At 59.4% G+C, this 22,026-nt stretch carries 18 protein-coding genes; 9 read left to right on the forward strand and 9 right to left on the reverse strand.

Annotated features, from left to right (window positions below):
- Nucleotides 1-12 precede the first annotated feature (12 nt).
- The 5 genes from serS to BLT85_RS06550 are packed head-to-tail and all read right to left on the reverse strand — an operon-like array spanning nucleotide 13 to nucleotide 6,124.
- Nucleotides 13-1,296, reverse strand: a complete 1,284-nt coding sequence (gene serS, locus BLT85_RS06530; RefSeq protein WP_093392397.1) for a serine--tRNA ligase — start codon at nucleotides 1,294-1,296, stop codon at nucleotides 13-15.
- A 39-nt stretch (nucleotides 1,297-1,335) separates the two neighbouring features.
- Nucleotides 1,336-1,707, reverse strand: a complete 372-nt coding sequence (crcB, locus tag BLT85_RS06535) for a fluoride efflux transporter CrcB (protein ID WP_093397466.1) — start codon at nucleotides 1,705-1,707, stop codon at nucleotides 1,336-1,338.
- A 2-nt stretch (nucleotides 1,708-1,709) separates the two neighbouring features.
- Nucleotides 1,710-3,035, reverse strand: coding sequence for a replication-associated recombination protein A (locus BLT85_RS06540; protein WP_093392398.1), 1,326 nt, complete (start codon nucleotides 3,033-3,035; stop codon nucleotides 1,710-1,712).
- 2 nt (nucleotides 3,036-3,037) lie between these two features.
- Nucleotides 3,038-3,673: an outer membrane lipoprotein chaperone LolA gene (gene lolA / locus BLT85_RS06545; RefSeq protein WP_093392399.1), complete on the reverse strand. Its 636-nt coding sequence runs from the start codon at nucleotides 3,671-3,673 to the stop codon at nucleotides 3,038-3,040.
- Between the two features lie 18 nt (nucleotides 3,674-3,691).
- Nucleotides 3,692-6,124 carry a DNA translocase FtsK gene (locus BLT85_RS06550; RefSeq protein WP_093392400.1) on the reverse strand — a complete coding sequence of 811 codons (2,433 nt, stop codon included), beginning with the start codon at nucleotides 6,122-6,124 and terminating at the stop codon, nucleotides 3,692-3,694.
- A gap of 214 nt (nucleotides 6,125-6,338) precedes the next feature.
- Here BLT85_RS06550 and aat point away from each other — a divergent pair, with 214 nt between their 5' ends.
- From aat to BLT85_RS06570, 4 genes are all read left to right on the forward strand, one after another.
- Nucleotides 6,339-7,040, forward strand: a complete 702-nt coding sequence (aat, locus tag BLT85_RS06555) for a leucyl/phenylalanyl-tRNA--protein transferase (protein WP_093392401.1) — start codon at nucleotides 6,339-6,341, stop codon at nucleotides 7,038-7,040.
- A gap of 55 nt (nucleotides 7,041-7,095) precedes the next feature.
- Nucleotides 7,096-7,803 carry an arginyltransferase gene (locus BLT85_RS06560; RefSeq protein ID WP_093392402.1) on the forward strand — a complete coding sequence of 236 codons (708 nt, stop codon included), beginning with the start codon at nucleotides 7,096-7,098 and terminating at the stop codon, nucleotides 7,801-7,803.
- Nucleotides 7,804-7,970: 167 nt separating this feature from the next.
- A complete protein-coding gene (gene infA, locus BLT85_RS06565) occupies nucleotides 7,971-8,189 on the forward strand; it encodes a translation initiation factor IF-1 (protein WP_080050557.1) in 219 nt (72 codons plus the stop codon).
- A gap of 182 nt (nucleotides 8,190-8,371) precedes the next feature.
- A complete protein-coding gene (locus BLT85_RS06570; RefSeq protein ID WP_093392403.1) occupies nucleotides 8,372-9,442 on the forward strand; it encodes an AI-2E family transporter in 1,071 nt (356 codons plus the stop codon).
- Between the two features lie 44 nt (nucleotides 9,443-9,486).
- On the opposite strand, the gene BLT85_RS06575 is transcribed toward BLT85_RS06570, so the two are convergent.
- Nucleotides 9,487-10,695 carry an acyl-CoA dehydrogenase gene (locus tag BLT85_RS06575; protein WP_093392404.1) on the reverse strand — a complete coding sequence of 403 codons (1,209 nt, stop codon included), beginning with the start codon at nucleotides 10,693-10,695 and terminating at the stop codon, nucleotides 9,487-9,489.
- Nucleotides 10,696-10,872: 177 nt separating this feature from the next.
- Here BLT85_RS06575 and BLT85_RS06580 point away from each other — a divergent pair, with 177 nt between their 5' ends.
- On the forward strand, nucleotides 10,873-11,817 hold the full coding sequence (locus BLT85_RS06580) for a LysR family transcriptional regulator (protein WP_093392405.1): 945 nt from the start codon (nucleotides 10,873-10,875) through the stop codon (nucleotides 11,815-11,817).
- 62 nt (nucleotides 11,818-11,879) lie between these two features.
- Here the strand turns inward: BLT85_RS06580 and BLT85_RS06585 are convergent, their stop codons facing one another.
- From BLT85_RS06585 to miaE, 3 genes are all read right to left on the reverse strand, one after another.
- Entirely contained in the window at nucleotides 11,880-13,340 is a 1,461-nt protein-coding gene (locus tag BLT85_RS06585) for an aminotransferase-like domain-containing protein (RefSeq protein WP_093392406.1), read from the reverse strand.
- Nucleotides 13,341-13,480: 140 nt separating this feature from the next.
- Entirely contained in the window at nucleotides 13,481-14,308 is an 828-nt protein-coding gene (locus tag BLT85_RS06590) for a substrate-binding periplasmic protein (protein WP_157718141.1), read from the reverse strand.
- An 86-nt stretch (nucleotides 14,309-14,394) separates the two neighbouring features.
- On the reverse strand, nucleotides 14,395-15,006 hold the full coding sequence (gene miaE, locus BLT85_RS06595; RefSeq protein WP_093392408.1) for a tRNA-(ms[2]io[6]A)-hydroxylase: 612 nt from the start codon (nucleotides 15,004-15,006) through the stop codon (nucleotides 14,395-14,397).
- Nucleotides 15,007-15,162: 156 nt separating this feature from the next.
- On the opposite strand from miaE, the gene BLT85_RS06600 reads away from it, so the two are divergent.
- The 4 genes from BLT85_RS06600 (at nucleotide 15,163) to BLT85_RS16950 (ending at nucleotide 22,000) form a co-directional block, all read left to right on the forward strand.
- On the forward strand, nucleotides 15,163-16,023 hold the full coding sequence (locus BLT85_RS06600; protein ID WP_093392409.1) for a universal stress protein: 861 nt from the start codon (nucleotides 15,163-15,165) through the stop codon (nucleotides 16,021-16,023).
- A gap of 314 nt (nucleotides 16,024-16,337) precedes the next feature.
- Nucleotides 16,338-18,932 (forward strand): bifunctional aconitate hydratase 2/2-methylisocitrate dehydratase, encoded by a 2,595-nt coding sequence (acnB, locus tag BLT85_RS06605; RefSeq protein WP_093392410.1) that lies wholly within the window; start codon nucleotides 16,338-16,340, stop codon nucleotides 18,930-18,932.
- Between the two features lie 204 nt (nucleotides 18,933-19,136).
- Nucleotides 19,137-20,468 (forward strand): 30S ribosomal protein S12 methylthiotransferase RimO, encoded by a 1,332-nt coding sequence (gene rimO, locus BLT85_RS06610; protein WP_093392411.1) that lies wholly within the window; start codon nucleotides 19,137-19,139, stop codon nucleotides 20,466-20,468.
- Between the two features lie 176 nt (nucleotides 20,469-20,644).
- The gene (locus BLT85_RS16950; RefSeq protein WP_197673876.1) at nucleotides 20,645-22,000 is read left to right on the forward strand and encodes a methyl-accepting chemotaxis protein; all 1,356 of its coding nucleotides are present in this window, start codon (nucleotides 20,645-20,647) and stop codon (nucleotides 21,998-22,000) included.
- Nucleotides 22,001-22,026 lie beyond the last annotated feature (26 nt).

Raw genomic sequence — 22,026 nt, forward strand, 5'->3', positions numbered from 1 at the left:
CAGCAGCGGCTACTAGCCGATGCGCTCGATCCCGCCCATGTATCCGCGCAGCGCGCTGGGCACGGTAACACTGCCATCTGTCTGCTGATAATTCTCGAGGATCGCGACCAATGTCCGGCCGACCGCCAGCCCGGAGCCATTCAGGGTGTGTACCAGCTCCGGCTTGCCCGTTTCCGGGTTGCGCCAGCGCGCCTGCATGCGTCGCGCCTGAAAATCACCGCAGTTGGAGCAAGACGATATTTCACGATATTTGCCCTGGCTTGGTACCCAGACTTCGAGGTCATAGGTCTTGGTCGCGCCGAAGCCCATGTCACCGGTACAAAGCGCCAGGGTGCGATACGGCAGTTCCAGACGCTGCAACACATCTTCGGCATGACCGGTAAGCTCTTCCAATGCCTGCATGGACTCGTCGGGTCGCACGATCTGCACCATCTCGACCTTGTCGAACTGATGCTGGCGAATCATGCCGCGGGTGTCGCGCCCGGCTGAACCGGCTTCGCTGCGAAAGCACGGCGTATGCGCAGTCATCCGCATCGGCAGGCTGGCGGCATCGATGATTTCGCCGCTGATGATATTGGTGAGCGAAACTTCCGCCGTCGGTATCAGATACAGGTCGCGCTGGTCTTCGCCGCGCGGAACCTTGAACAAATCCTCTTCGAACTTGGGCAGCTGGCCGGTGCCTTGCAGTGCTTCGGCCTGTACCAGATAAGGTGTATAGATCTCTTCGTAGCCGTGCTCATTCACATGCAGATCAAGCATGAACTGCGCCAGCGCGCGGTGCAGTCTGGCAATGGGTCCGCGCATCAGCGCGAACCGCGCACCGGACAGCTTGGCTGCGGTTTCGAAGTCCAGATAGCCGTGCTGCTCGCCGATGGCGACGTGATCCTTTACCTCGAAATCGAACTCCCGCAGAGTACCCCAGCGCCGGATCTCGACGTTCTCCTCCTCGCCTGCGCCGACCGGCACGCTGTCGTCCGGCAGGTTGGGGATGGTCAGTAGCAGAGCGTCCAGCTCCGACTGGATTGCATCGAGCTCCCGCTTGGCGTCGTTGAGCTCCTGGCCCATGCGGTCAACGTCGGCCAGCAACGGCTGGATGTCTTCGCCACGAGCCTTGGCCTGGCCGATCGCCTTGGAGCGACTGTTGCGTTCTGCCTGCAGGCTTTCGGTACGCGTCTGCACAGTCTTGCGACGTGATTCCAGCGACTCGAGCGACGCGACATCGAGAGTAAAGCCACGTTGGGCCAGGCGTTCAGCGATCAGTTGCGGTTGGCTACGAACCAGTTTCGGGTCAAGCATGTGTCATCACTTATCGGTTGCAGGTGGCAGCCTGGCTGACTAGCGCGTCAGAGCCAGACCGGCCCAGGTGGCGGCCAGGCAGGCGCACACACTGAGCAGGATATATCCCAGAGCCAGCAGGCTCTCGCCGCTCTCCATAAGACGCAGAGTGTCGAGGGAGAACGTGGAAAATGTAGTAAACGCGCCGAGGAAGCCGATAATCAGTCCCTGACGCAACAGTGGCGACGCCTCCGGTCGGGCCAGCCACAGGCCGTATAGTACACCGATCGCAAGGCAGCCTAGGACGTTGACGGCAAAAGTACCGAGTGGGTAGGCCTTCGGCCAGACGCTACTCACCCATTGCGCCAGGCCATAGCGGGAAACAGCACCGAGCGAGCCGCCGATGGCGACGGCGAGCAGCGTGTTGGTCAGCATTACCCCCTCCTTTTCTTTGCACTGCGCGCATCCAGGCCGCGCAAATACTCCAGTTTCTGGGCAATTTTCTGCTCAAGCCCGCGGTTGGCCGGCTTGTAGTACTGTCGGGGCTCCAGCTCGCTGGGGAAGTAATCTTCACCTGCCGCGTAGGCTTCCGGCTCGTCGTGGGCGTAGCGGTAGCCCTCGCTGTAGCCCAGTTCCTTCATCAATTTGGTTGGGGCATTCCGCAGATGCAGCGGTGGCTCGTACGAAGGCTGGGCCGCGACGTCCGCTCTGGCTGCGTTATAAGCGGTGTACACCGCATTGCTCTTTGGCGCGCAGGCCAGATAGACGATCGCCTGCGCGACGGCCAGTTCGCCTTCGGGGCTGCCTAGCCGCTCCTGTACGTTCCATGCGTTCAGGCATAGCTCAAGCGCACGCGGATCTGCGTTGCCGACTTCTTCGCTGGCCATCCGCACCACGCGTCGCGCTATGTACAGCGGATCGCAACCGCCATCGAGCATACGTACGAACCAGTACAGCGAGGCATCCGGATTCGAGCCGCGTACCGACTTGTGAAGTGCAGAGATCTGATCGTAGAAAGCCTCGCCGCCCTTGTCGAAGCGCCTGCTGGTGTCGTTGAGAAGGTCGCTTACCAAGGGCGTATCGATGGTGCCGCCGTCCTCGACCAGGTCAGCGGCGATCTCGAGCAGGTTGAGCAGGCGCCGTGCATCCCCGTCGGCCGCGCCGAGCAGAATGCGCCTGGCCTCGTCGGCCAATGCCAGCTTATGTTGGCCGAGGCCGCGCTCGGCGTCGGCCAATGCGCGATCGAGCAAGGCACTGAGTGCGTCTTCGTCAAGCGACTTGAGTACATAGACGCGAGCCCGTGAAAGCAGCGCGTTGTTCAGCTCAAACGAAGGGTTTTCCGTCGTAGCGCCGATGAATAGCAGCGTGCCGTCCTCTACGTAAGGGAGGAATGCGTCCTGCTGCGCCTTGTTGAAACGGTGCACCTCATCGACAAAGAGAATGGTCTGGCGGCCGCTCTGCGCCGCCTGGTGCCGGGCGACGTCCACCGCCTGGCGAATGTCCTTGACGCCAGCGAGGACGGCAGAAATGGTAACGAAATGGGCATCTGCCAGAGTGGCGAGCAGCCGCGCCAGGGTCGTTTTGCCGACACCGGGCGGCCCCCAGAAGATCATCGAATGCAGCGCACCCTGCTCCAGTGCAACCCGGAGCGGACGGCCCGGGCCAAGCAGATGGGCCTGGCCCGCGTATTCATCCAGCGTCGCTGGCCGCATGCGCGCGGCCAGCGGTTGGTGAGCGGCCTGGTCAGGGAACAGGCCCATGCTCACTCGCTGATCACATCGACCCCATCCGGGATATCGAAGGTGAACTGGCTGGGGTCGACGTTCGGGTTCAGTTGCACGTTCTGGAACAGGATGTTGGTGCGCTGCCCGATGGGATCATTCATCTGCATGTCATTGATCACGCCGTCACGAAACGACAGGCGCAGCGTCTCGAACATCGAGTCGTTGACCTTCGGCGTCAGGATGAAATCGACCACGTTGCCGCCTTCGGTGTGGGTGATATCGAAGTTTTCCTGCAGCGTGCTCACATCACCGGACAACAACAGCGCCGGCGTATGGGTCAGTCGCTTGTCCATTTTCTGTACCGTAACCTGCATCAGATCCGGGTCGTACAGCCAGATGGTTTCGCCGTCGGATACCAGCTCCTGCTCCAGCGGCGGATTCGTATGCCAGCGAAACATGCCCGGACGCTTCATCACCAGCGTTCCGGTCGTGTCCTGCATGTTGGCGCCGTTGGAGCTCAACGTCATCTGGGAAAAGTCTGCCTTGATCGTCTTGGCCTTGGAGAGCAGCTCGTTGAGGCGTGCTGCAGCTTGCGCCTGGTCAGCCAGGGCTACGGCGGGTGTAGCCAGCAGACAGATAACCGTGACGGTCGAGCGCAACAGGGTTTTGAGCATAATTAGATATAGTCTCCGCTAATCGCGAACAGGTGGCGGCGCGATGACCTCGCGCGAGCCGTTGGTATTCATTGAAGTGACCACCCCGGCCATCTCCATGGATTCGATCATCCTTGCAGCGCGGTTATAGCCGATTTTCAGCTTGCGTTGTACTGCCGAGATCGAGGCGCGACGGCTTTCGGTAACAAAACGTACGGCTTCGTCGTACAAGGCGTCTTCCTCTGCATCACCATCGCCTCCGCTACTACCGCCGCCATCGTAGCTTCCGCCGCCATCGTCGGCACCTGCGAGGATGTCTTCAATGTAGTTCGGCGCGCCGCGCTTCTTCCATTCGTCCACCAGCCTGTGCACCTCTTCGTCCGAAACGAAGGCGCCGTGCACCCGCATCGGCAGGCTGGTGCCCGGCGGCATATAGAGCATGTCACCGTGACCGAGCAATTGTTCGGCGCCGCCCTGGTCAAGAATGGTCCGCGAATCGATCTTGCTTGAAACCTGGAATGCCATGCGCGTCGGGATGTTCGCCTTGATCAGACCGGTGATCACGTCGACAGATGGGCGCTGAGTCGCCAGCACCAGATGAATACCCGCGGCACGGGCTTTCTGAGCAATACGCGCAATAAGCTCTTCAACCTTCTTGCCGACGATCATCATCATGTCGGCGAACTCATCGATGACTACGACGATGATCGGGAGGCTTTCCAGCTCGGGCGGAACGTCATCCATCGACTCACGGCGGTACAGCGGATCGGTTAGTGGTGTGCCGGCCTTCTGCGCGTCCTTGACCTTGCGGTTGAACCCCGCCAGGTTGCGCACACCCATGGCCGCCATCAGTTTGTAGCGCCGCTCCATCTCTGCGACGCACCAGCGCAAGGCATTGGACGCCTCCTTCATGTCGGTCACGACCGGCGTCAACAGATGCGGGATGCCTTCGTAAATCGACAACTCCAGCATCTTCGGGTCGATCATGATCAGCCGCACCTCGTCGGGATGCGACTTGAACAGAATGCTGAGCAGCATTGCGTTGACGCCCACAGATTTACCCGACCCGGTCGTGCCCGCTACGAGCAGGTGCGGCATCTTCGCCAGGTCAGCCATGATCGGATGGCCGCCGATATCGTGCCCCAAAGCCAGGGTGACCGGCGACTGCGCCTCGTCGAATTCGCGGGTTTCCAGCACTTCCGACAGACGAACGATCTCACGGTCTTCGTTGGGGATCTCGATGCCCACAGTAGTTTTGCCCGGGATAACCTCAACGACGCGAACGCTGATGACGGCAAGCGAGCGCGCCAGATCCTTGGCCAGGTTGGAGATCTTGCTGACCTTGACGCCCGCTGCCGGCTGAATTTCGAAACGGGTGATCACCGGCCCAGGCTGAACCTTCTCTACCAGAGCCTCGACACCAAAATCCTTGAGTTTGAGTTCGAGCAGCCGCGACATCCCTTCAAGCGATTCGGGCGAAAAACCCTTCTGTTTTTTACTGGCCGGGTCGAGCAGCGAAATCGGGGGCAACGAGCCGGGTTCAACCGAATCGGTGAACAGATACGATTGCTTTTCCTTGTGTAGCCGCGCGCTAGCCTCGACCGGCTTGGCCTCAGGCGGCACGATCTCCGGCGGCTGACGGCTGCCTTGGGCAGCGACATGCTTGGCCAGCGACTCCTGACGTTGTGTACGAGATGCTTCGGCTCGCCGCTGCTCTTCCGGGTTGAAGACTGGCTCAGCACGTTGCGCTGGCCGCGGTGCAGCGACCGAGCCAGAACGTGCAGGGGGATTACGATCGGCTTTGCCAGCCTGGCGCCGGGCTTGCCAGGCTCCCCAGCCCCTGCGCAGCAGATCGAACAGGTCGAGCGTGAGTCGGCCAGTGACGTCCATCACGCGGAACCAGGAAAGGTTGGTGAATACCGTGAGGCCGAACAGGAACAATGTCAGAAACAGCAGTGTGCTGCCTTGCATGTTCAGCACTGGACGAGCCAGATCGCTCAGCAGCTGCCCCAGCACGCCCCCGGCGCTCGCCCCGTCCGGGAAATCGGCAGGCGCAGTGCCATGCAATGCCGCGAGCGCAGTACCGGCGAACACGGTTAATACGAACCCGATCAAACGCCAGGAGAACAACCAGCCATTCCAGATGAAAGGCAAGTGGCGACGACGAAACATCTGCCACACTTTCACTGCGACGATCAGCGGAAACAGGAATGCGAGATAGCCCAGCACCAGCAAGAGGACGTCAGCGATCCAGGCCCCCATGCGTCCGCCAGCGTTCTGCACCTGAGCGACATCGCCGCTGCGAGTCCAGCCGGGATCAACCGTGCTGTAGGTAAACAATGCCATGCACAAGTACAGACACAGCGCGATCATCGCCAGCAATGCGCCCTCGCGCAGACGCAGCGTGAGCTGTTCGCGCCATGCGAAATGCGCTTTCTTGGCTTGGTTGTCCTTCAAGATCCTGGCTTCCATCTAAATTCCAGTCGCTATTGTAAGGTGTGCGAGGCATGAATGAACAACAGGCGGCCATCAGCCAGCAGCGGATGACGGCGTCTGATTCGCGACCTGCCTGGAGCAAGCCGTTTGCGCTCTGCCATGTTTAGGAACTATCTTGAGACCCGACAATAACTTATATCGTTTTCTTGATAAACCATTTAGACCCGTTCTTGCGACCTAAGGCATGCTCATGAGCCAATTGACCTGGCTGCGGCCGGATACGATCGACTTTCCTCCCGCCGGCCGCGCCCTCGCCGATCCGAACGGGTTGCTGGCCATCGGTGGCGACCTGTCGATCCCCCGCTTGCTCAATGCCTATCGCCAAGGGATCTTTCCCTGGTATCAGGATGGCCAGCCGCTACTGTGGTGGTGCCCAGATCCGCGAACCGTCCTCTATCCGCGTTCGCTGCACATTTCACGCAGCATGCGAAAATTCCGCAAACAGACTGGACTTCGCGTGACCTTCGATCGCGCATTCGCATCGGTGATGCGCGGCTGTGCCGAGCCGCGCGACTACACTGATGCCACCTGGATTACCACCGAGATGCAAGACGCTTACTGCGACCTGCATCGCCTGGGCTACGCACACTCAGTGGAAGTCTGGGATGGTCCCGCGCTCGTCGGGGGACTCTATGGCGTCGCGCTGGGTCGGGTATTCTTTGGGGAATCGATGTTCAGCCGTCGCACCAATGCGTCGAAGCTTGCCTTCATGCATCTGGTGGAGCGCCTGCAAACATGGAATTTTCAACTGATCGACTGTCAGATGCCGACCGACCATCTGTTCAGTCTGGGCGCGGAGTCGATCGGCCGGGAAACGTTTCGGCGACAACTGGCCGACCATTGCAACGAAGCTGTAGCCGATCATTGGCGCACGGACGATGCTGAAATTTGAACGAACACGAACAAAATCTATACTTGCCTGAAAAAGGCATCGGGAAGCGCGCTCCATGACCGATCTGGCTCATCTAAAGTTTTATGCGACCCAACCGCATACGTGCAGCTACCTGCCGGAAGAGCAGGCGACGACGCTGTTTCTTGATCCTCAGAAGCCTATCGATCTGACGACTTACAGCCAGCTTTCGGAACTGGGCTTTCGGCGCAGCGGCGACCATTTGTATCGGCCGCACTGCCGTACCTGTACCGCCTGCGTACCTGCACGCATACCAGCCGACGCATTCGAGCCGACCCCCTCACAAAAGCGCATCCTCAAGCGCAACCGGGATGTTCAGGTCACTGCGACGTTGCCGCGCATCGATGAAGAGATCTACGACCTGTATGCGCGTTACATCAATGCCCGGCACTCCGACGGCGACATGTATCCACCTAGCCGCGAGCAATTCAGCTCGTTCCTGGTCCGCAAATGGCCGTTCAGTCTGTTCTACGAATTCCGACTGGATGGGCGCTTGATGGCGGTCGCCGTGACCGACCAGATGCTCAATGGCCTATCCGCCGTATATACCTTCTACGAACCGGCAGAACAGCGCCGCAGCATGGGCCGTTACGCCATTCTGTGGCAGATTGAAGAAGCTCGGCGCTCAGGTCTGGGGGCGGTATATCTAGGATACTGGATCAAGAACTGTCGGAAGATGAACTACAAGACCGAGTACCGCCCGATCGAGATGCTGGTCAACCAGCGCTGGGTCCAGGTCAACTGAACTCGAGGGCATTCCGACGATCCAATCGCAACGCAAGATACCCTTCGTGTGTCGCTTGGAGACACCTTGCTTGGCTGTTGGCGACTTTTAGGGCACAATTGCTCACCTTTTTTGCGGGTGGCAGTCCAATCACCCGCGTGGAACCGAAATCGAGAGGCCCTTGCTTAATGGCGAAAGAAGACAGTATTGAAATGGAAGGCACCATCATCGACACCTTGCCTAATACCATGTTCCGAGTGGAACTGGAGAATGGCCATGTCGTGACTGCCCACATTTCAGGCAAGATGCGTAAAAACTACATCCGCATCCTGACCGGTGACAAGGTCCGCGTCGAATTGACGCCCTACGATCTGACCAAGGGTCGTATCACCTACCGCGCTCGCTGATGATTCGGGCCATCTGCCAGGCGCAGATGGCTTTTCGTCTTTTACCCACCCCCCCTCCCCTGTTTGCTTGTCGAAGCCCCAGTCGGGTTGCTCGCACTGAACGTCATAGCGAAGCCGTAGTCCATTTGCTTGAACCGGCAGGTCGATAACAATCGGCCAACCAGTCCTTGCATGGAGACGACATGGCTGAATCAGAGCGTGCACATCCGATGAAAGCTCTCGCCCACCGAACACTCGTTCGAAGCAGCGTGATAGCCGTCATGGTGGTGCTATTGGCGCTCGCCTGGCTGGCATTCGACTTCTTTTTGCTGATATTCGCATCGATTCTGTTCGGCGTGCTCTTTCATGGGGCCAGCCGCGGCATCAGTAACCTTACGCATATGCCGTACCCCGCCGCACTTGCTACCTTCTTCGTGCTGTTGGCGATAGTGCTCAGCGGGGGGGTCTTGCTTCTGGCGCCAAGCGTGATCGAGCAATTTCAGTCGTTGTCTGAGAGCCTGCCCCGGGCGCTGGATCAACTCTCGAGTCGAGCGCAAGACTCGCGCTGGGTGCAGACGATCATGGATCAGCGCGACACCATCCGAGACGCAATGGAGACGACTGGCGTCGTCAGTACGGCAACCACCATCATGTCGTCACTGTTCGGCGCGATCGCCAGCTTCTTTATCGCGCTTGTAATCGGCATTTGCTTCAGCTTGAATCCTTCGATTTATATCGATGGATTCGTCAGGCTGCTGCCAGTCGATTACCGCCCGCGCGCTCGCGAAGTGTTGCTCACCACCGGCTCGACTTTGCAGGACTGGCTGCTGGCGAAATTGCTGGAGATGCTGGTAATCGGGGTTTTCACTACGCTGGGCTTGTGGCTGATCGGACTCGATCTGGCTCTGGTGCTGGGTCTGATTGCCGGGATATTGTCGTTCATCCCCAACTTCGGGCCGATCATCTCCTTGATTCCGGCCGTCCTGTTGGCCTCGCTGGATGGGATGAGCACCGTTTTCTGGGTGGTGGGCCTCTACGCGAGCGTTCAGGCTGTGGAAAGCTGGCTGCTGACCCCATGGTTGCAACATCGCATCGTCGAGATGCCGCCCGCGGTGACCATAAGTGTGCAGTTATTATTCGGCGTGCTCGCCGGCACCCTGGGTCTGATTCTGGCGACGCCGCTTGCCGCAGCAGTCATGGTGTTGACCAACCAGCTGTACGTACGGGACGTACTAGGTGACGAATCAGTGGATGGCGGATCGGCGGAGCAATAAAAAAAGGCCCGCAGGAAGCGGGCCTTTTTTCTCGTGCAGGGATCTTAGCGAGACATGTACTGACCCAGCTCGATCTTGCCGATAGAGGCGCGGTGCACCTCATCCGGACCATCAGCCAGACGCAAGGTACGCTGCATCGCGTACATGTGCGCCAACGGGGTGTCTTCGGAAACACCAGCGCCGCCGTGCATCTGGATTGCACGATCGATTACTCGCAGCGCGACGTTCGGAGCCACGACCTTGATCTGGGCGATTTCGCTCTTGGCGACCTTGTTGCCCACGGTATCCATCATGTAGGCGGCCTGCAGCGTAAGCAGACGTGCCTGGTTGATCTCGATGCGCGATTCAGCAATCAGGTCGATGTTGCCGCCGAGCTGGGCGAGACGCTTGCCGAAGGCTTCACGCTCGACGGAGCGGCGGCACATCAACTCCAGCGCTCGCTCAGCCGCGCCGATCGAACGCATGCAGTGGTGAATGCGGCCTGGCCCGAGACGACCCTGTGCGATTTCAAAGCCACGTCCTTCACCAAGCAACACGTTGCTGTACGGGACACGGACATTTTCCAGCAGCACTTCGGCGTGGCCATGCGGAGCGTCGTCGTAACCGAACACCGGCAGCGGACGAATGACTTTCACGCCGGGGGTATCCATCGGCACCAGAATCATCGAGTGCTGCTGGTGACGCGGTGCGTCGGGGTTGGTAAGACCCATGAAGATCATGATCTTGCAGCGCGGATCACAGGCACCGGAGGTCCACCACTTGCGACCGTTGATGACCCACTCGTCGCCTTCGCGACGCGCATTGGCTTGCATGTTGGTCGCATCGGATGAAGCAACGCCGGGCTCGGTCATACCGAAGCAGGAGCGGATTTCACCGGCCAGCAGCGGCTTGAGCCACTTTTCCTTATGCTCGTCATTGCCGTAGCGAACGATCGTTTCCATGTTCCCGGTGTCTGGAGCACTGCAGTTGAATGCTTCCGAAGCCAGGCCGGAACGCCCCATCAATTCTGCCAGCGGCGCGTATTCGAGGTTGGTAAGGCCAGCGCCCAGGTCGGATTCCGGCAGGAACAGGTTCCACAGGCCGGCGTCACGCGCCTTGACCTTGAGTTCCTCGACGATGGCGGTCGGCTGCCAGCGGTCGCCTTCTGCTACTTGCTTGTGAAAGATCGGTTCAGCGGGGAAAACGTGTTCCTGCATGAACGCATCAACACGCTCGCGCAATTCTTTAACCTTGGGGGAGTATCCGAAATCCATAGTCGTTGGCCTTTATTTGGTGGCTTATTGGGTGCGACGGAAAAATGCTAGATGAGGCAGCAGGATTTATCGAACCTATTTTTCGCGTGTATAAAGATTCATAAGCGATATATACTGACCGTCCCACCCAACGTGCCATGTCTCGTAAGTGAGCCACTTTATTCGAAGGAAGTTGCGATGAACCTCAGTAAAGTCGACCTGAACCTGTTCATTGTATTTGACGCCATCTACACCGAGGCCAACCTCACCCGGGCCGGGCAGATCGTCGGTATTACCCAGCCGGCTGTGAGCAACGCCCTGGCCCGCCTGCGTGAAACCTTCAACGATCCGCTGTTCGTCCGTACTGCCCAGGGCATGGTGCCTACGCCAATGGCGCAGAACATCATCACGCCGGTACGCAACGCTTTGCAGTTGTTGCGCGTTTCGGTGCAGGAAAGCCGTAGCTTCAATCCGGAGCAGGCCACCAAAACCTACCGCATCAGCATGACGGACCTTTCCGAGGCCGTGATTTTGCCGCATCTGGCTGCGCGTATCCGTCGACTGGCGCCCAATGTGAACATCGACAGCTTTCTGACCCGACGTCGGGAGACCACCAAGGAGCTCGCCGCAGGCCGGCTGGACTTCGCTATCGACGCGCCGCTCAATACCGACACCCAAGTCCGCCACGTCAAGCTCTTCGAAGATCGCTATGTGTGCGTCATGCGCAAAGGTCATCCATTGGCCGGGAAAGAACGGATTTCGCTGGACGACTACCTGGCGCAATCGCATATCCACATCTCCAGCCGGCGAAACGGCCTGGGACACGTGGATCTGGCGCTGGGAAAAATCGGCCTTCAGCGACGCGTGGTATTGCGTTCACAGCATTACCAGATGGCCCCCTTGGTCCTGGACTCGACCGACATGGTCATGACCGTGCACGAGCGCTTCGCCAAGCGACACGGACTGCAGTGGGTCGAATTGCCGATCGAAGACGTACCGCCAATCGAAACGCACCTCTTCTGGCACGAAAGTACCGATCAGGATCCGGCGAACCGCTGGATGCGAGAGCAGCTGATCGAGCTGTCCCAGCAGCTTGAGAGACGCGGTTTGCGCGAAAAGCCGGTTCCTTCGCTGGCGTCGTGAAGTAAGACTGTCTGGCGCGGCCGGCGCCAGACACTAGGCCAGACGTGTGCAGACTACCCCGCTCAGGCTACCGCTTCGGCACCCATCGCCCCACCCCGTAGCTGCTCTTCCAATTGTTGTGTAGCCAACAAGCCTAGCGTCACGATCGCCCGCTCTGCATTACGATCCCACGGAATACCACAATTCAACCTGAGGCAATGGTTAAATTGATCTGTATTGCTGAACACCACGCCTGGCGCGATGCTGATGCCGCGCTCCAGCGCCCGGTTGAACATCAACTGGGTATCGATGGCGCCCGGCAGACTCAGCCACAGAATGAAGCCACCACGAGGTCTCGTAATCTGCGTCCCTTCGGGAAAGTGCTGTTGCACCGCGAGCTGAAAATGGCTGAGGTTCTTGCGGTACTCGTGGCGGATATAACGCAGATGCCTGTCATAGCCGCCGTTCTCCAGATACGCGGCGACAGCCATCTGGCTGACGCTACATGCCGAAAGCGTGGTGAACGTCTGCAATTTCTCGATCGCGTCCTGATGCTTGCCTGCGATAACCCAACCGGTTCGCACGCCCGGCGAGATGGTCTTGGAGAAGCTGGAGCAATACAGGACGGTATCCGAGCAATCGAATGCCTTCAGCGCCTTTGACCGGCCGTGGTCGAACATCAGCTCGCCGTAGATATCATCTTCGATGATCTGGATTCCGCGCTGCGCCATCATCCCGACCAGCTTTCGCTGCCGAGGCTCTGACATCGTTGCCCCCATCGGATTGCCGGCACGGCTGGTCACCACCAGCGCCTTGATTGGCCATTGGTCCGCAGCCCCTTGCAAAGCTTCGAGGCTGAGACCGGTTTCCGGATCGGTGGGAATCTCGATCACCCTAAGCCCCAGCAGCTCGCACAGCTGCAGCAGCCCGTAGTAGCTCGGTGATTCGGTCGCTATCAAATCGCCTGGAGATGTCACGGTGCGCAGGCACAGTTGCAACGCTTCCACGCATCCATTGGTGATGACGATTTCTTTCGGATCGACCACCGCGCCTGCGTCGCGCATGCGAATAGCCACTTGGCGACGGAGCGGTTCATAGCCCGGACTGAAGGTATAGCTGAACGCGCGCTGCGCGTGAAAACGCGTGACCTTGCTCATCTGCTGGTGCAGCGCGCGCAGCGGGAGAAATTCGCTGGATGGAACGGCGGCACCCAGAGGCATCACACCACTGCGGCGCGCCTGGCTGAGAATCTGGCTGATGATGCCGCTGCGCGTCACTGCATAGGGCGGCTCGGCCCTGGAAATGGACGGAGTAGGAGCAGTCAGTGCGGGGGTGCGATGCACGTAGTATCCGGATTGCGGTCGTGCACGGATCAGACCCTGATCTTCGAGGGTGGCGTACGCCTGCAGCACAGTGGCGTGGCTCACGCCCTTCTGGGTGCTCAGCTTGCGTACCGAGGGGACGCGCTCGCCGGGCTGGTAAAAACCTTTATGGATATCCTCGGCCAACTGCTGGGCTATCTGCTGGTATAAAAGACTGGCCATGCTCGCTCTCCTGATCAGCCTCCTAACCTAACGCAGGCAGGCAGTTGGCGGCCCCGTACAGCTGGGCACGAAAAAACCTGAACAGAATAGCAGTCGCGCAACTGTTAAGGTCCAGATGCGCTGATGAACAGACTGTTCCTTCAGTCGGCCACTTCGGCCCCGGCCTCTGGACGCGCAACGTCGAATCGCCCTGCCCATTGATCACGGTACTTCTCGAAGAGTCGCCGCGGCTCGCCCTCCTGGCTCAGGCGATGCATCCCCTGCGCAAGCGCGCCACGGAGCTCGGGCGAATTGCAGGCGGAGTTATGCGAGATGGTGAAATACAGCTGCTCGTTGATCACCGAGCCGTCAAGCATGTCGAGCTGTTCAGAGAATCCCAATTGTTCTGCCAATGCCTGCCCCTGGTGGCGCTGAAACACGACATAGTCGACACGACCATTGAGCAACTGACGGAAAGCCTGCTCGATCGATTCCGCTTGCTGAATATTCAGATGCTCGCGCGCGTAGGTATCGAAGGCCGTGCCAAAACTTGTATTGGCCAGCGTGCTTCCCCGCTTGTCGCGAAGATCATCCCAGCCGCTGTAAGCGAAGGATTCCCCGCGTTTGACAAACAGCACACTGGGTACCTCCATGTAGGCCGGGTGCACGTAATCCATATACCCGAGCCGTTCGGGAGTCAGAAAAGCGCCGGCCAGCATGTCGATGCGGCCACTGCGCACTTCTTCCTGCGCCGCCGCGTACGACTCTACATTCAGCGTTTCTACCTTCACGCCGCTGCCTTCGAGGGCGCGCTCGAGCAACTCGACCGCGGCCCCCGTGAGCCGGGAAGGCTCCTCGGGATCCGCCCAGAGCACCGGTGGATACCGCGGATCACCGGTCACCACGATGCGTTCGCAGGGTCCCGAGGCCGCAGCCGTCGCAGACAACGTCCAGATCAAACCACCGACCGCCCATCCTGCCCAGCGCATCGCGCCCTCCTCTTTTCTGTTTATTGGCATCGTTCGCTGCGGCATGACTGCCAACCGCTGCACGGCAGTATAACCACTCAGCCGGATCAGACCACTTCCACGGCCGCGCCACTATGGAAGCGAAACTCGCTATCCGGCTGGATGATTGCCAGAGCTTCGGCTCTGCCGAAAAACTCGATGCGATCATCGATGGGGCCATCGGCATACTGACGCGCCAGCTTGAGATAGTCCTGATAGTGCCGCGCTTCGGACTTGAGCAGCGAGCGGTAGAAGTCCCCGAGCTGCTCGTCGAGATGCGGGGCGAGCTTGGCGAATCGCTCACAGGAACGCGCTTCGATGAAAGCGCCGACGATCAAGGTATCGACCAGCCTGCCCGGCTCGGTCGTGCGTACGTGCTCCCTGAGACGCTGCGCGTACTGACTGGCAGACAAGTTGCGGTACGCAATCCCGCGCTTCTGCATGATTGCCGTGACCTGTTCAAAGTGGCGCAGCTCTTCGCGCGCCAGGCGCGACATCTTCTGCAGCAGCTCAGGCTTGTCGGTATAGCGAAACATCAGGTTCAGTGCCGTGGATGCGGCCTTCTTCTCGCAGTTGGCATGGTCGATCAGGAGCTCGTGCGGATGCTCCATGGCCTGGCTTATCCAGGCATCGGGCGTTTCGCCGTGCAGAAAGGCAAGAAGTTCGCTAGGTAGGGTCATTGGACACTCGGAGATGGACCGGCGGAATGTCGTGATTATATCGGCACCACAGGCAACGGGGCACCCCGGTTTGATCCACATCAACGGTCTGCGCTGGAAAACCGACTACATTCTGGTGAGGCATAGAAGAAAGCAACGCATCAGAGGGAGATCGCCATGCAAGCCGTCAAACGAATTCTGGTCGTCATCGACCCCACCCAAACCGAACAGATGGCGCTGACGCGGGCGCGACTGATCGCAGGCGTGATCGAATCGGACCTGCATTTATTGATATGTGAGAACCGTGACGATTACAAACCCATGCTTCAGAAGCTCGCCAGCGAGCTCGAGGCCGATGGCCGGCGTGTCACTTATTCGCAGCAGTGGCACGGCAATCTTACCGATACCATCATTCATGCGCAGCGCTGCGAGGGGTGCGGACTTGTAATCAAGCAACATCTACCGGACAACCCGCTCCGCAAGGCCCTGCTCACTCCGGACGACTGGAAGCTGTTGCGCTACTGTCCGGCGCCGGTACTACTGGTTCGCAGCACCGAATCCTGGATGCACGGGGCGGTGCTGGCCGCCGTCGATCTTGGCAACCATGACGATCAAAATCACGTACTGCACGACACAATCGTCAGTCATGCTGCGGATATCACCGAAATGATCAACGGTACGCTGCATCTGGTCAGCGCTCATCCGGCGCCCATGCTGTCGGCCGCCGACCCGGTATATCAGCTGCGCGAACGTATCGCTGCGCGTTACGTCGACGAGGCACATAAGTACATCGATCTGTACAACATGTCCGAGTCGCAGGTGCATATTGACGAAGGGCCGGCTGACACGTTGATTCCGCGCGTTGCTCGGCAGACCGGTGCCAGCGTAACCGTGATCGGCACCGTCGCCCGCACCGGCCTTTCCGGAGCACTCATCGGTAACACCGCGGAAGTTGTGCTCGATCAGCTCGGCAGCGACGTGCTCGTACTCAAGCCTGACGACATGCTTGCGCGTCTGGAAGAGATTCTGGAGAAATAGGCCGTTCTGGCAGCGGCCATATAGATCGCTGCCGGTCCTCCCTGTTCCGAGTCGAACCGTGTCAATCAGTTTGCTACCAAGGTCATAGAGCCCTGCAACTTAACTTTGCCAGGCGCTTACTGTAGAATCGGCGCGCCGTTAGGGCTGTGTGACAGGCGTTTGCCCGCAACCCCATTCGTATCTGCGTACCCAGTTACCCAGGTTGCCCCCCACCAGATTCGGGCTTGCGCTTGCACCCAACCTCATATCCGGCGCCATGGTCCGTGAGGATGACCGTTCCGTCACAAACGGAACAGACTGATGAGGGTATTACTGTGCTTGAAGCCTATCGCAAACACGTTGAAGAGCGCGCCGCCCAGGGCATCGTGCCTCAGCCGCTGAACGCCGAACAAACTGCCGGTCTGGTTGATCTGCTGAAGAACCCGCCCGCTGGCGAAGAAGATTTCCTGCTCGACCTGCTGACCAACCGCGTTCCTCCGGGAGTGGACGAAGCAGCCTACGTAAAGGCCGGCTTCCTGTCTGCCGTTGCCAAAGGCGAAGCCACCTCACCGCTGCTGACCCGGCAGCGCGCCGTCGAACTGCTCGGCACCATGCAGGGCGGCTACAACATCGCCACTCTGGTCGAACTGCTTGACGACGAAACGCTGGCCCCCTTCGCTGCGGTCGAGCTCAAGCACACGCTGCTGATGTTCGATGCCTTCCATGACGTCGCAGACCGCGGCAAGAACGGCAACCCGCACGCCAAGGCTGTCGTGCAGTCCTGGGCCGATGGTGAATGGTTCGTCAACCGCCCGGCTGTTCCGGAAAAGCTGAGTCTGACCGTATTCAAGGTGCCTGGCGAAACCAATACCGACGACCTGTCGCCCGCGCCTGATGCCTGGTCACGTCCCGACATTCCATTGCACGCCCTGGCCATGTTGAAGATGGCGCGTGACGGTATCGTGCCGGACGAGCAAGGCGCCATCGGTCCGCTGAAGCAGATCGAAGAAGTTCGGGCCAAAGGTTTCCCGGTTGCCTACGTCGGTGACGTGGTCGGCACTGGTTCCTCGCGCAAATCCGCTACCAACTCCGTGCTGTGGTTCTTCGGCGATGACATTCCGTACGTGCCGAACAAGCGCGCCGGCGGTTTCTGCTTCGGATCCAAGATCGCTCCGATCTTCTACAACACCATGGAAGATGCTGGCGCGCTGCCGATCGAATTTGACGTTTCCGAGCTGGAAACTGGCGACGTCATCGACGTCTATGTCTATGAAGGCAAGGTGTGCAAGCACGGCACCAACGACGTCATCACTACGTTCGAACTGAAAACTCAGGTGCTGCTGGACGAAGTCCGCGCCGGCGGCCGTATTCCGCTGATCATTGGTCGCGGCCTGACCGACAAGGCACGCGCCGAACTGGGCCTGCCGCATTCGGACCTGTTCCGCAAGCCCGAGCAGCCGGTCGATACCAAGAAGGGTTACACCCTGGCGCAGAAGATGGTGGGCAAGGCTTGTGGCGTGGAGGGCGTACGGCCCGGTACGTATTGCGAGCCGAAGATGACCACCGTAGGCTCCCAGGACACCACTGGCCCGATGACCCGCGACGAGCTGAAGGACCTGGCTTGCCTGGGCTTCTCTGCAGATCTGGTCATGCAGTCGTTCTGCCACACCGCGGCCTACCCGAAGCCGATCGACGTCACCACGCACCACACGCTGCCCGACTTCATTCACAACCGCGGCGGTGTTGCCCTGCGTCCGGGCGACGGCATCATCCACAGCTGGTTGAACCGCATGCTGCTGCCCGACACCGTCGGCACCGGTGGCGACTCGCACACCCGTTTCCCGATGGGCATTTCGTTCCCGGCCGGTTCTGGCCTGGTCGCCTTCGCCGCTGCCACCGGCGTCATGCCGCTGGACATGCCGGAATCGGTTCTGGTGCGCTTCAAGGGTGAAATGCAGCCCGGTATCACCCTGCGCGATCTGGTCCATGCGATTCCCTACTACGCAATCCAGGAAGGTCACCTGACTGTCGAGAAGAAAGGCAAGAAGAACATCTTCTCCGGCCGCATTCTCGAGATCGAAGGTCTGGATCACCTGACTGCCGAGCAGGCATTCGAGCTGTCCGACGCCTCCGCTGAGCGTTCTGCTGCTGGTTGTACCATCAACCTGAGCGAAGAGTCCGTTGCCGAGTACCTGAAGTCCAACATCGTCCTGCTGCGCTGGATGATTGCCAACGGTTATCAGGATCCGCGTACCCTGGAGCGTCGCGCCCAGGCCATGGAAGCATGGCTGGCCGATCCCAAGCTGATGAAGGCCGATGCGGACGCCGAGTACGCTGCCATCATCGAGATCGATCTGAGCGAAGTAAAAGAGCCTGTTCTCTGCGCCCCGAACGATCCGGACGATGCGCGTCTGCTGTCCCAGGTAGCTGGTGAGAAGATCGACGAAGTGTTCATCGGCTCGTGCATGACCAACATCGGTCACTTCCGCGCGGCCGGCAAGCTGCTCGAGAAGAACAAGGGCGCCCTGCCGACCCGTCTGTGGCTGGCTCCGCCGACCAAGATGGACCAGTTCCAGCTGACCGAAGAAGGCTACTACGGCATCTACGGCAAGGCTGGTGCGCGCATGGAAATGCCAGGCTGCTCGCTGTGCATGGGTAACCAGGCACGTGTGGCTGCCAAGTCCACCGTCGTATCCACCTCCACGCGGAACTTCCCGAACCGTCTGGGCGATGGCGCCGATGTGTACCTGGCCTCTGCCGAGCTGGCTTCGGTTGCGTCGATACTGGGTCGTCTGCCGACCGTTGAGGAATACATGGGCTACGCTGCCGAGCTCAACAGCATGTCCAGTGATATCTATCGCTACATGAACTTCAACGAAATCGAGTCGTACCAGAAGGCCGCAGCGTCCATCCCGGTCGCTCAGGTCTAAGCTCTACGCAGTATCAAAAAACCCCGCCTTGTGCGGGGCTTTTTGTTTGTGGTCGTTGTTGACTCAGTAGAACTCCGCTCGTCGGCATAACAGTGCCGTTACAGAGGCATTGGACCAACGGCAGCCGCCGAGTCTGGCAAGGTGCCACTGTGGCGGATAGAATACGCCGTCTTCGCCACCGCCGCGTCTGTCTCAGAGGTTTTCATGTCCAAACTCCCGTCGACCAATCCTAAAGTCGGCTTCGTCAGTCTCGGCTGTCCCAAGGCATTGGTCGACTCCGAGCGTATTCTCACGCAGCTGCGTACTGAAGGGTATCAGGTCGTTGCGACCTACCAGGACGCTGATGTGGTGGTGGTCAACACTTGTGGTTTTATCGATTCCGCCAAGGCCGAGTCGCTCGACGCCATTGGCGAAGCAATAGCCGAGAACGGCCGGGTTATCGTGACCGGCTGTATGGGTGTCGAAGAAAGCGTGATCCGGGATGTGCATCCCAACGTACTGGCTGTTACCGGGCCGCAGCAGTACGAACAGGTCGTGAATGCGGTGCATGAAGTGGTCCCGCCGCGCGCCGACCACAATCCGCTGGTCGATCTGGTTCCCCCGCAGGGGATCAAGCTGACGCCCCGTCATTATGCTTATTTGAAAATTTCCGAAGGCTGCAATCACAGCTGCAGCTTCTGCATCATCCCGTCGATGCGCGGCAAACTGGTCAGCCGTCCGATCGGCGACGTGCTCGGCGAAGCCGAACGGCTGGTGAAGTCAGGCGTGAAAGAGTTGTTGGTGATCTCTCAGGACACCAGCGCCTATGGCGTCGATATCAAGTACCGCACCGGCTTCTGGAATGGTCGACCGGTCAAATCGCGCATGACGGAAATGTGCGAAGCCCTCAGTGAACTTGGCGTATGGGTACGCCTGCATTATGTGTACCCCTACCCGCACGTCGACGAGCTGATCCCGCTGATGGCCGAGGGCAAAATCCTGCCGTACCTGGACATCCCCTTCCAACATGCGAGCCCCAAGGTTCTCAAGGCGATGAAGCGCCCTGCGTTTGAAGACAAAACGCTCGCGCGGATCAAGTCCTGGCGCGAAATCTGTCCGGAGCTGACCATTCGCTCGACCTTCATTGTCGGCTTCCCCGGCGAGACGGAAGATGATTTCCAGTACCTGCTCGACTGGCTGACCGAAGCACAGCTCGACCGCGTGGGCTGTTTCAAGTATTCCGCGGTGGACGGCGCCCCGGCCAACGAGATGGCGGCCCCGGTACCGGAAGAAGTCAAAGAAGACCGCTGGGAACGTTTCATGGCTCATCAGCAGGCGATCAGTGCGGCGCGCCTGCAGCGCAAGGTGGGCCAGACGCTCGAGGTGTTGATCGACGAAGTGGACGAGGACGGCCCAATCGCCCGTTCCATGGCCGATGCACCGGAAATCGACGGCGCGGTTTATATCGACACTGACGAGCCGCTTAAGCCAGGCGAGATCGTCACGGTGGTGATCACCGACGCCGACGAATACGACCTCTGGGCTCGACTGGTCTAAATCGCCTGGTCCCAAGTGCTCTTCCGCGCCAGCTCAGGAGCGATCCGAGCTGGCGTTTTTCTTTCCGCCAGCATGTCGTCCCTCTAAAAAATCGCAGCCCTGCAAGACTGAAGAATACCTGTACATCGCCGATATCAAGAATGAACAATCCATTACAAAGGTTGTACGAACCTTGAATGATGGCTATTGTCTATCGCCGCGATATCAATCAGGAACGCTTCGTAATGTTCAATCACAGGATCAAGACCGAGTTACAAGCCACCAAGCTTGAGCTGGACGGAGACAGAGCTCTGCTGGCGGCGGTCAGACGTCATGTCGCAGTCATCGAGTTCTCGCCGGACGGGGTCATTCTCGACGCCAACGACCTCTTCCTCCAGGTCACCGGCTACTCTCTCGCCCAACTCTGCGGTAAACATCACCGCAAACTTTGTGCGCCAGAACTGACTGCTTTGCCAGCGTATCGTCAGTTGTGGAGCGAACTCGCAAACGGCAAAGCCCGCTCAGGGACCTTTCCGCGCCGTGACGCACGAGGCCGCCAGATATGGCTGGAAGCCACGTACTTCCCTGTCCTTGATGAAGCGCAGCGAGTGGTGAAGGTACTGAAAATCGCTTCCGACGTGACGGAACAGCACAACACAGCCTTGGAGCAGCGAGCTGTCGTGGAGGCGTTGCATCGCTCGTTAGCGGTGATCGAATTCACACCAACCGGTGAAGTGGTGCGGGCCAACCAGAACTTTCTCGAGACGTTGGGCTATTCCGGCGACCAGATCATTGGCAAACACCACCGGATGTTCTGTCCGGACGGGTTCAACCAGACCAATCCACACTTCTGGAAAGAGCTGGCCAATGGTGAATTCAAGTCCGGGCGCTTTGAACGACGCAACAGCCGTGGCGAAACCATCTGGCTGGAGGCAACCTACAACCCGATCATTGACGAACATGGCGTAACCACCAAGGTCATCAAGTTCGCGACCGACATAACCGAGCGCGTGCAGCAAGCTCTCGCCATCCGCCAGGCCGCCGAGGTCGCCAGCAGCACGTCGGAAGAAACCGCGCAGATCGCTCTGCAAGGCATGACCTCGCTACAGGCGACCGTGGAAACCTCGGCGCGGATATCCGAACAGGTCAGCGAGACAACCCTGCTCATCGAGCAGCTCAATGTTCAATCCAAGAGCATCGAGGACATCGTTTCGACGATCAGCGCTATTGCCGAGCAGACCAACCTCCTGGCGCTCAACGCAGCTATCGAGGCGGCGCGTGCCGGAGAACAAGGTCGCGGCTTCGCCGTTGTGGCGGACGAAGTGCGTCAGCTAGCGGCAAGGACAAGCAAATCGACATCCGAAATTGCAAGCGTCGTGCAGCGCAACCGGGATCTCACCCAGAACGTGACCAGCCGTGTCGATGCGGTGAGCCGTTCGGCCGAAGATGGGCGCCAGCGCACCAACGAGGTGGCAGCGATCATGGACGAGATCCACCAAGGTGCAGAAAACGTGTGCAAGACCGCTTCCCGATTACTCGAATCCCACCAGTAAAGGACCAAACTGGAGGCAGATCGGCC

The organism is Halopseudomonas xinjiangensis, assembly GCF_900104945.1.
Lineage (GTDB): Bacteria > Pseudomonadota > Gammaproteobacteria > Pseudomonadales > Pseudomonadaceae > Halopseudomonas > Halopseudomonas xinjiangensis.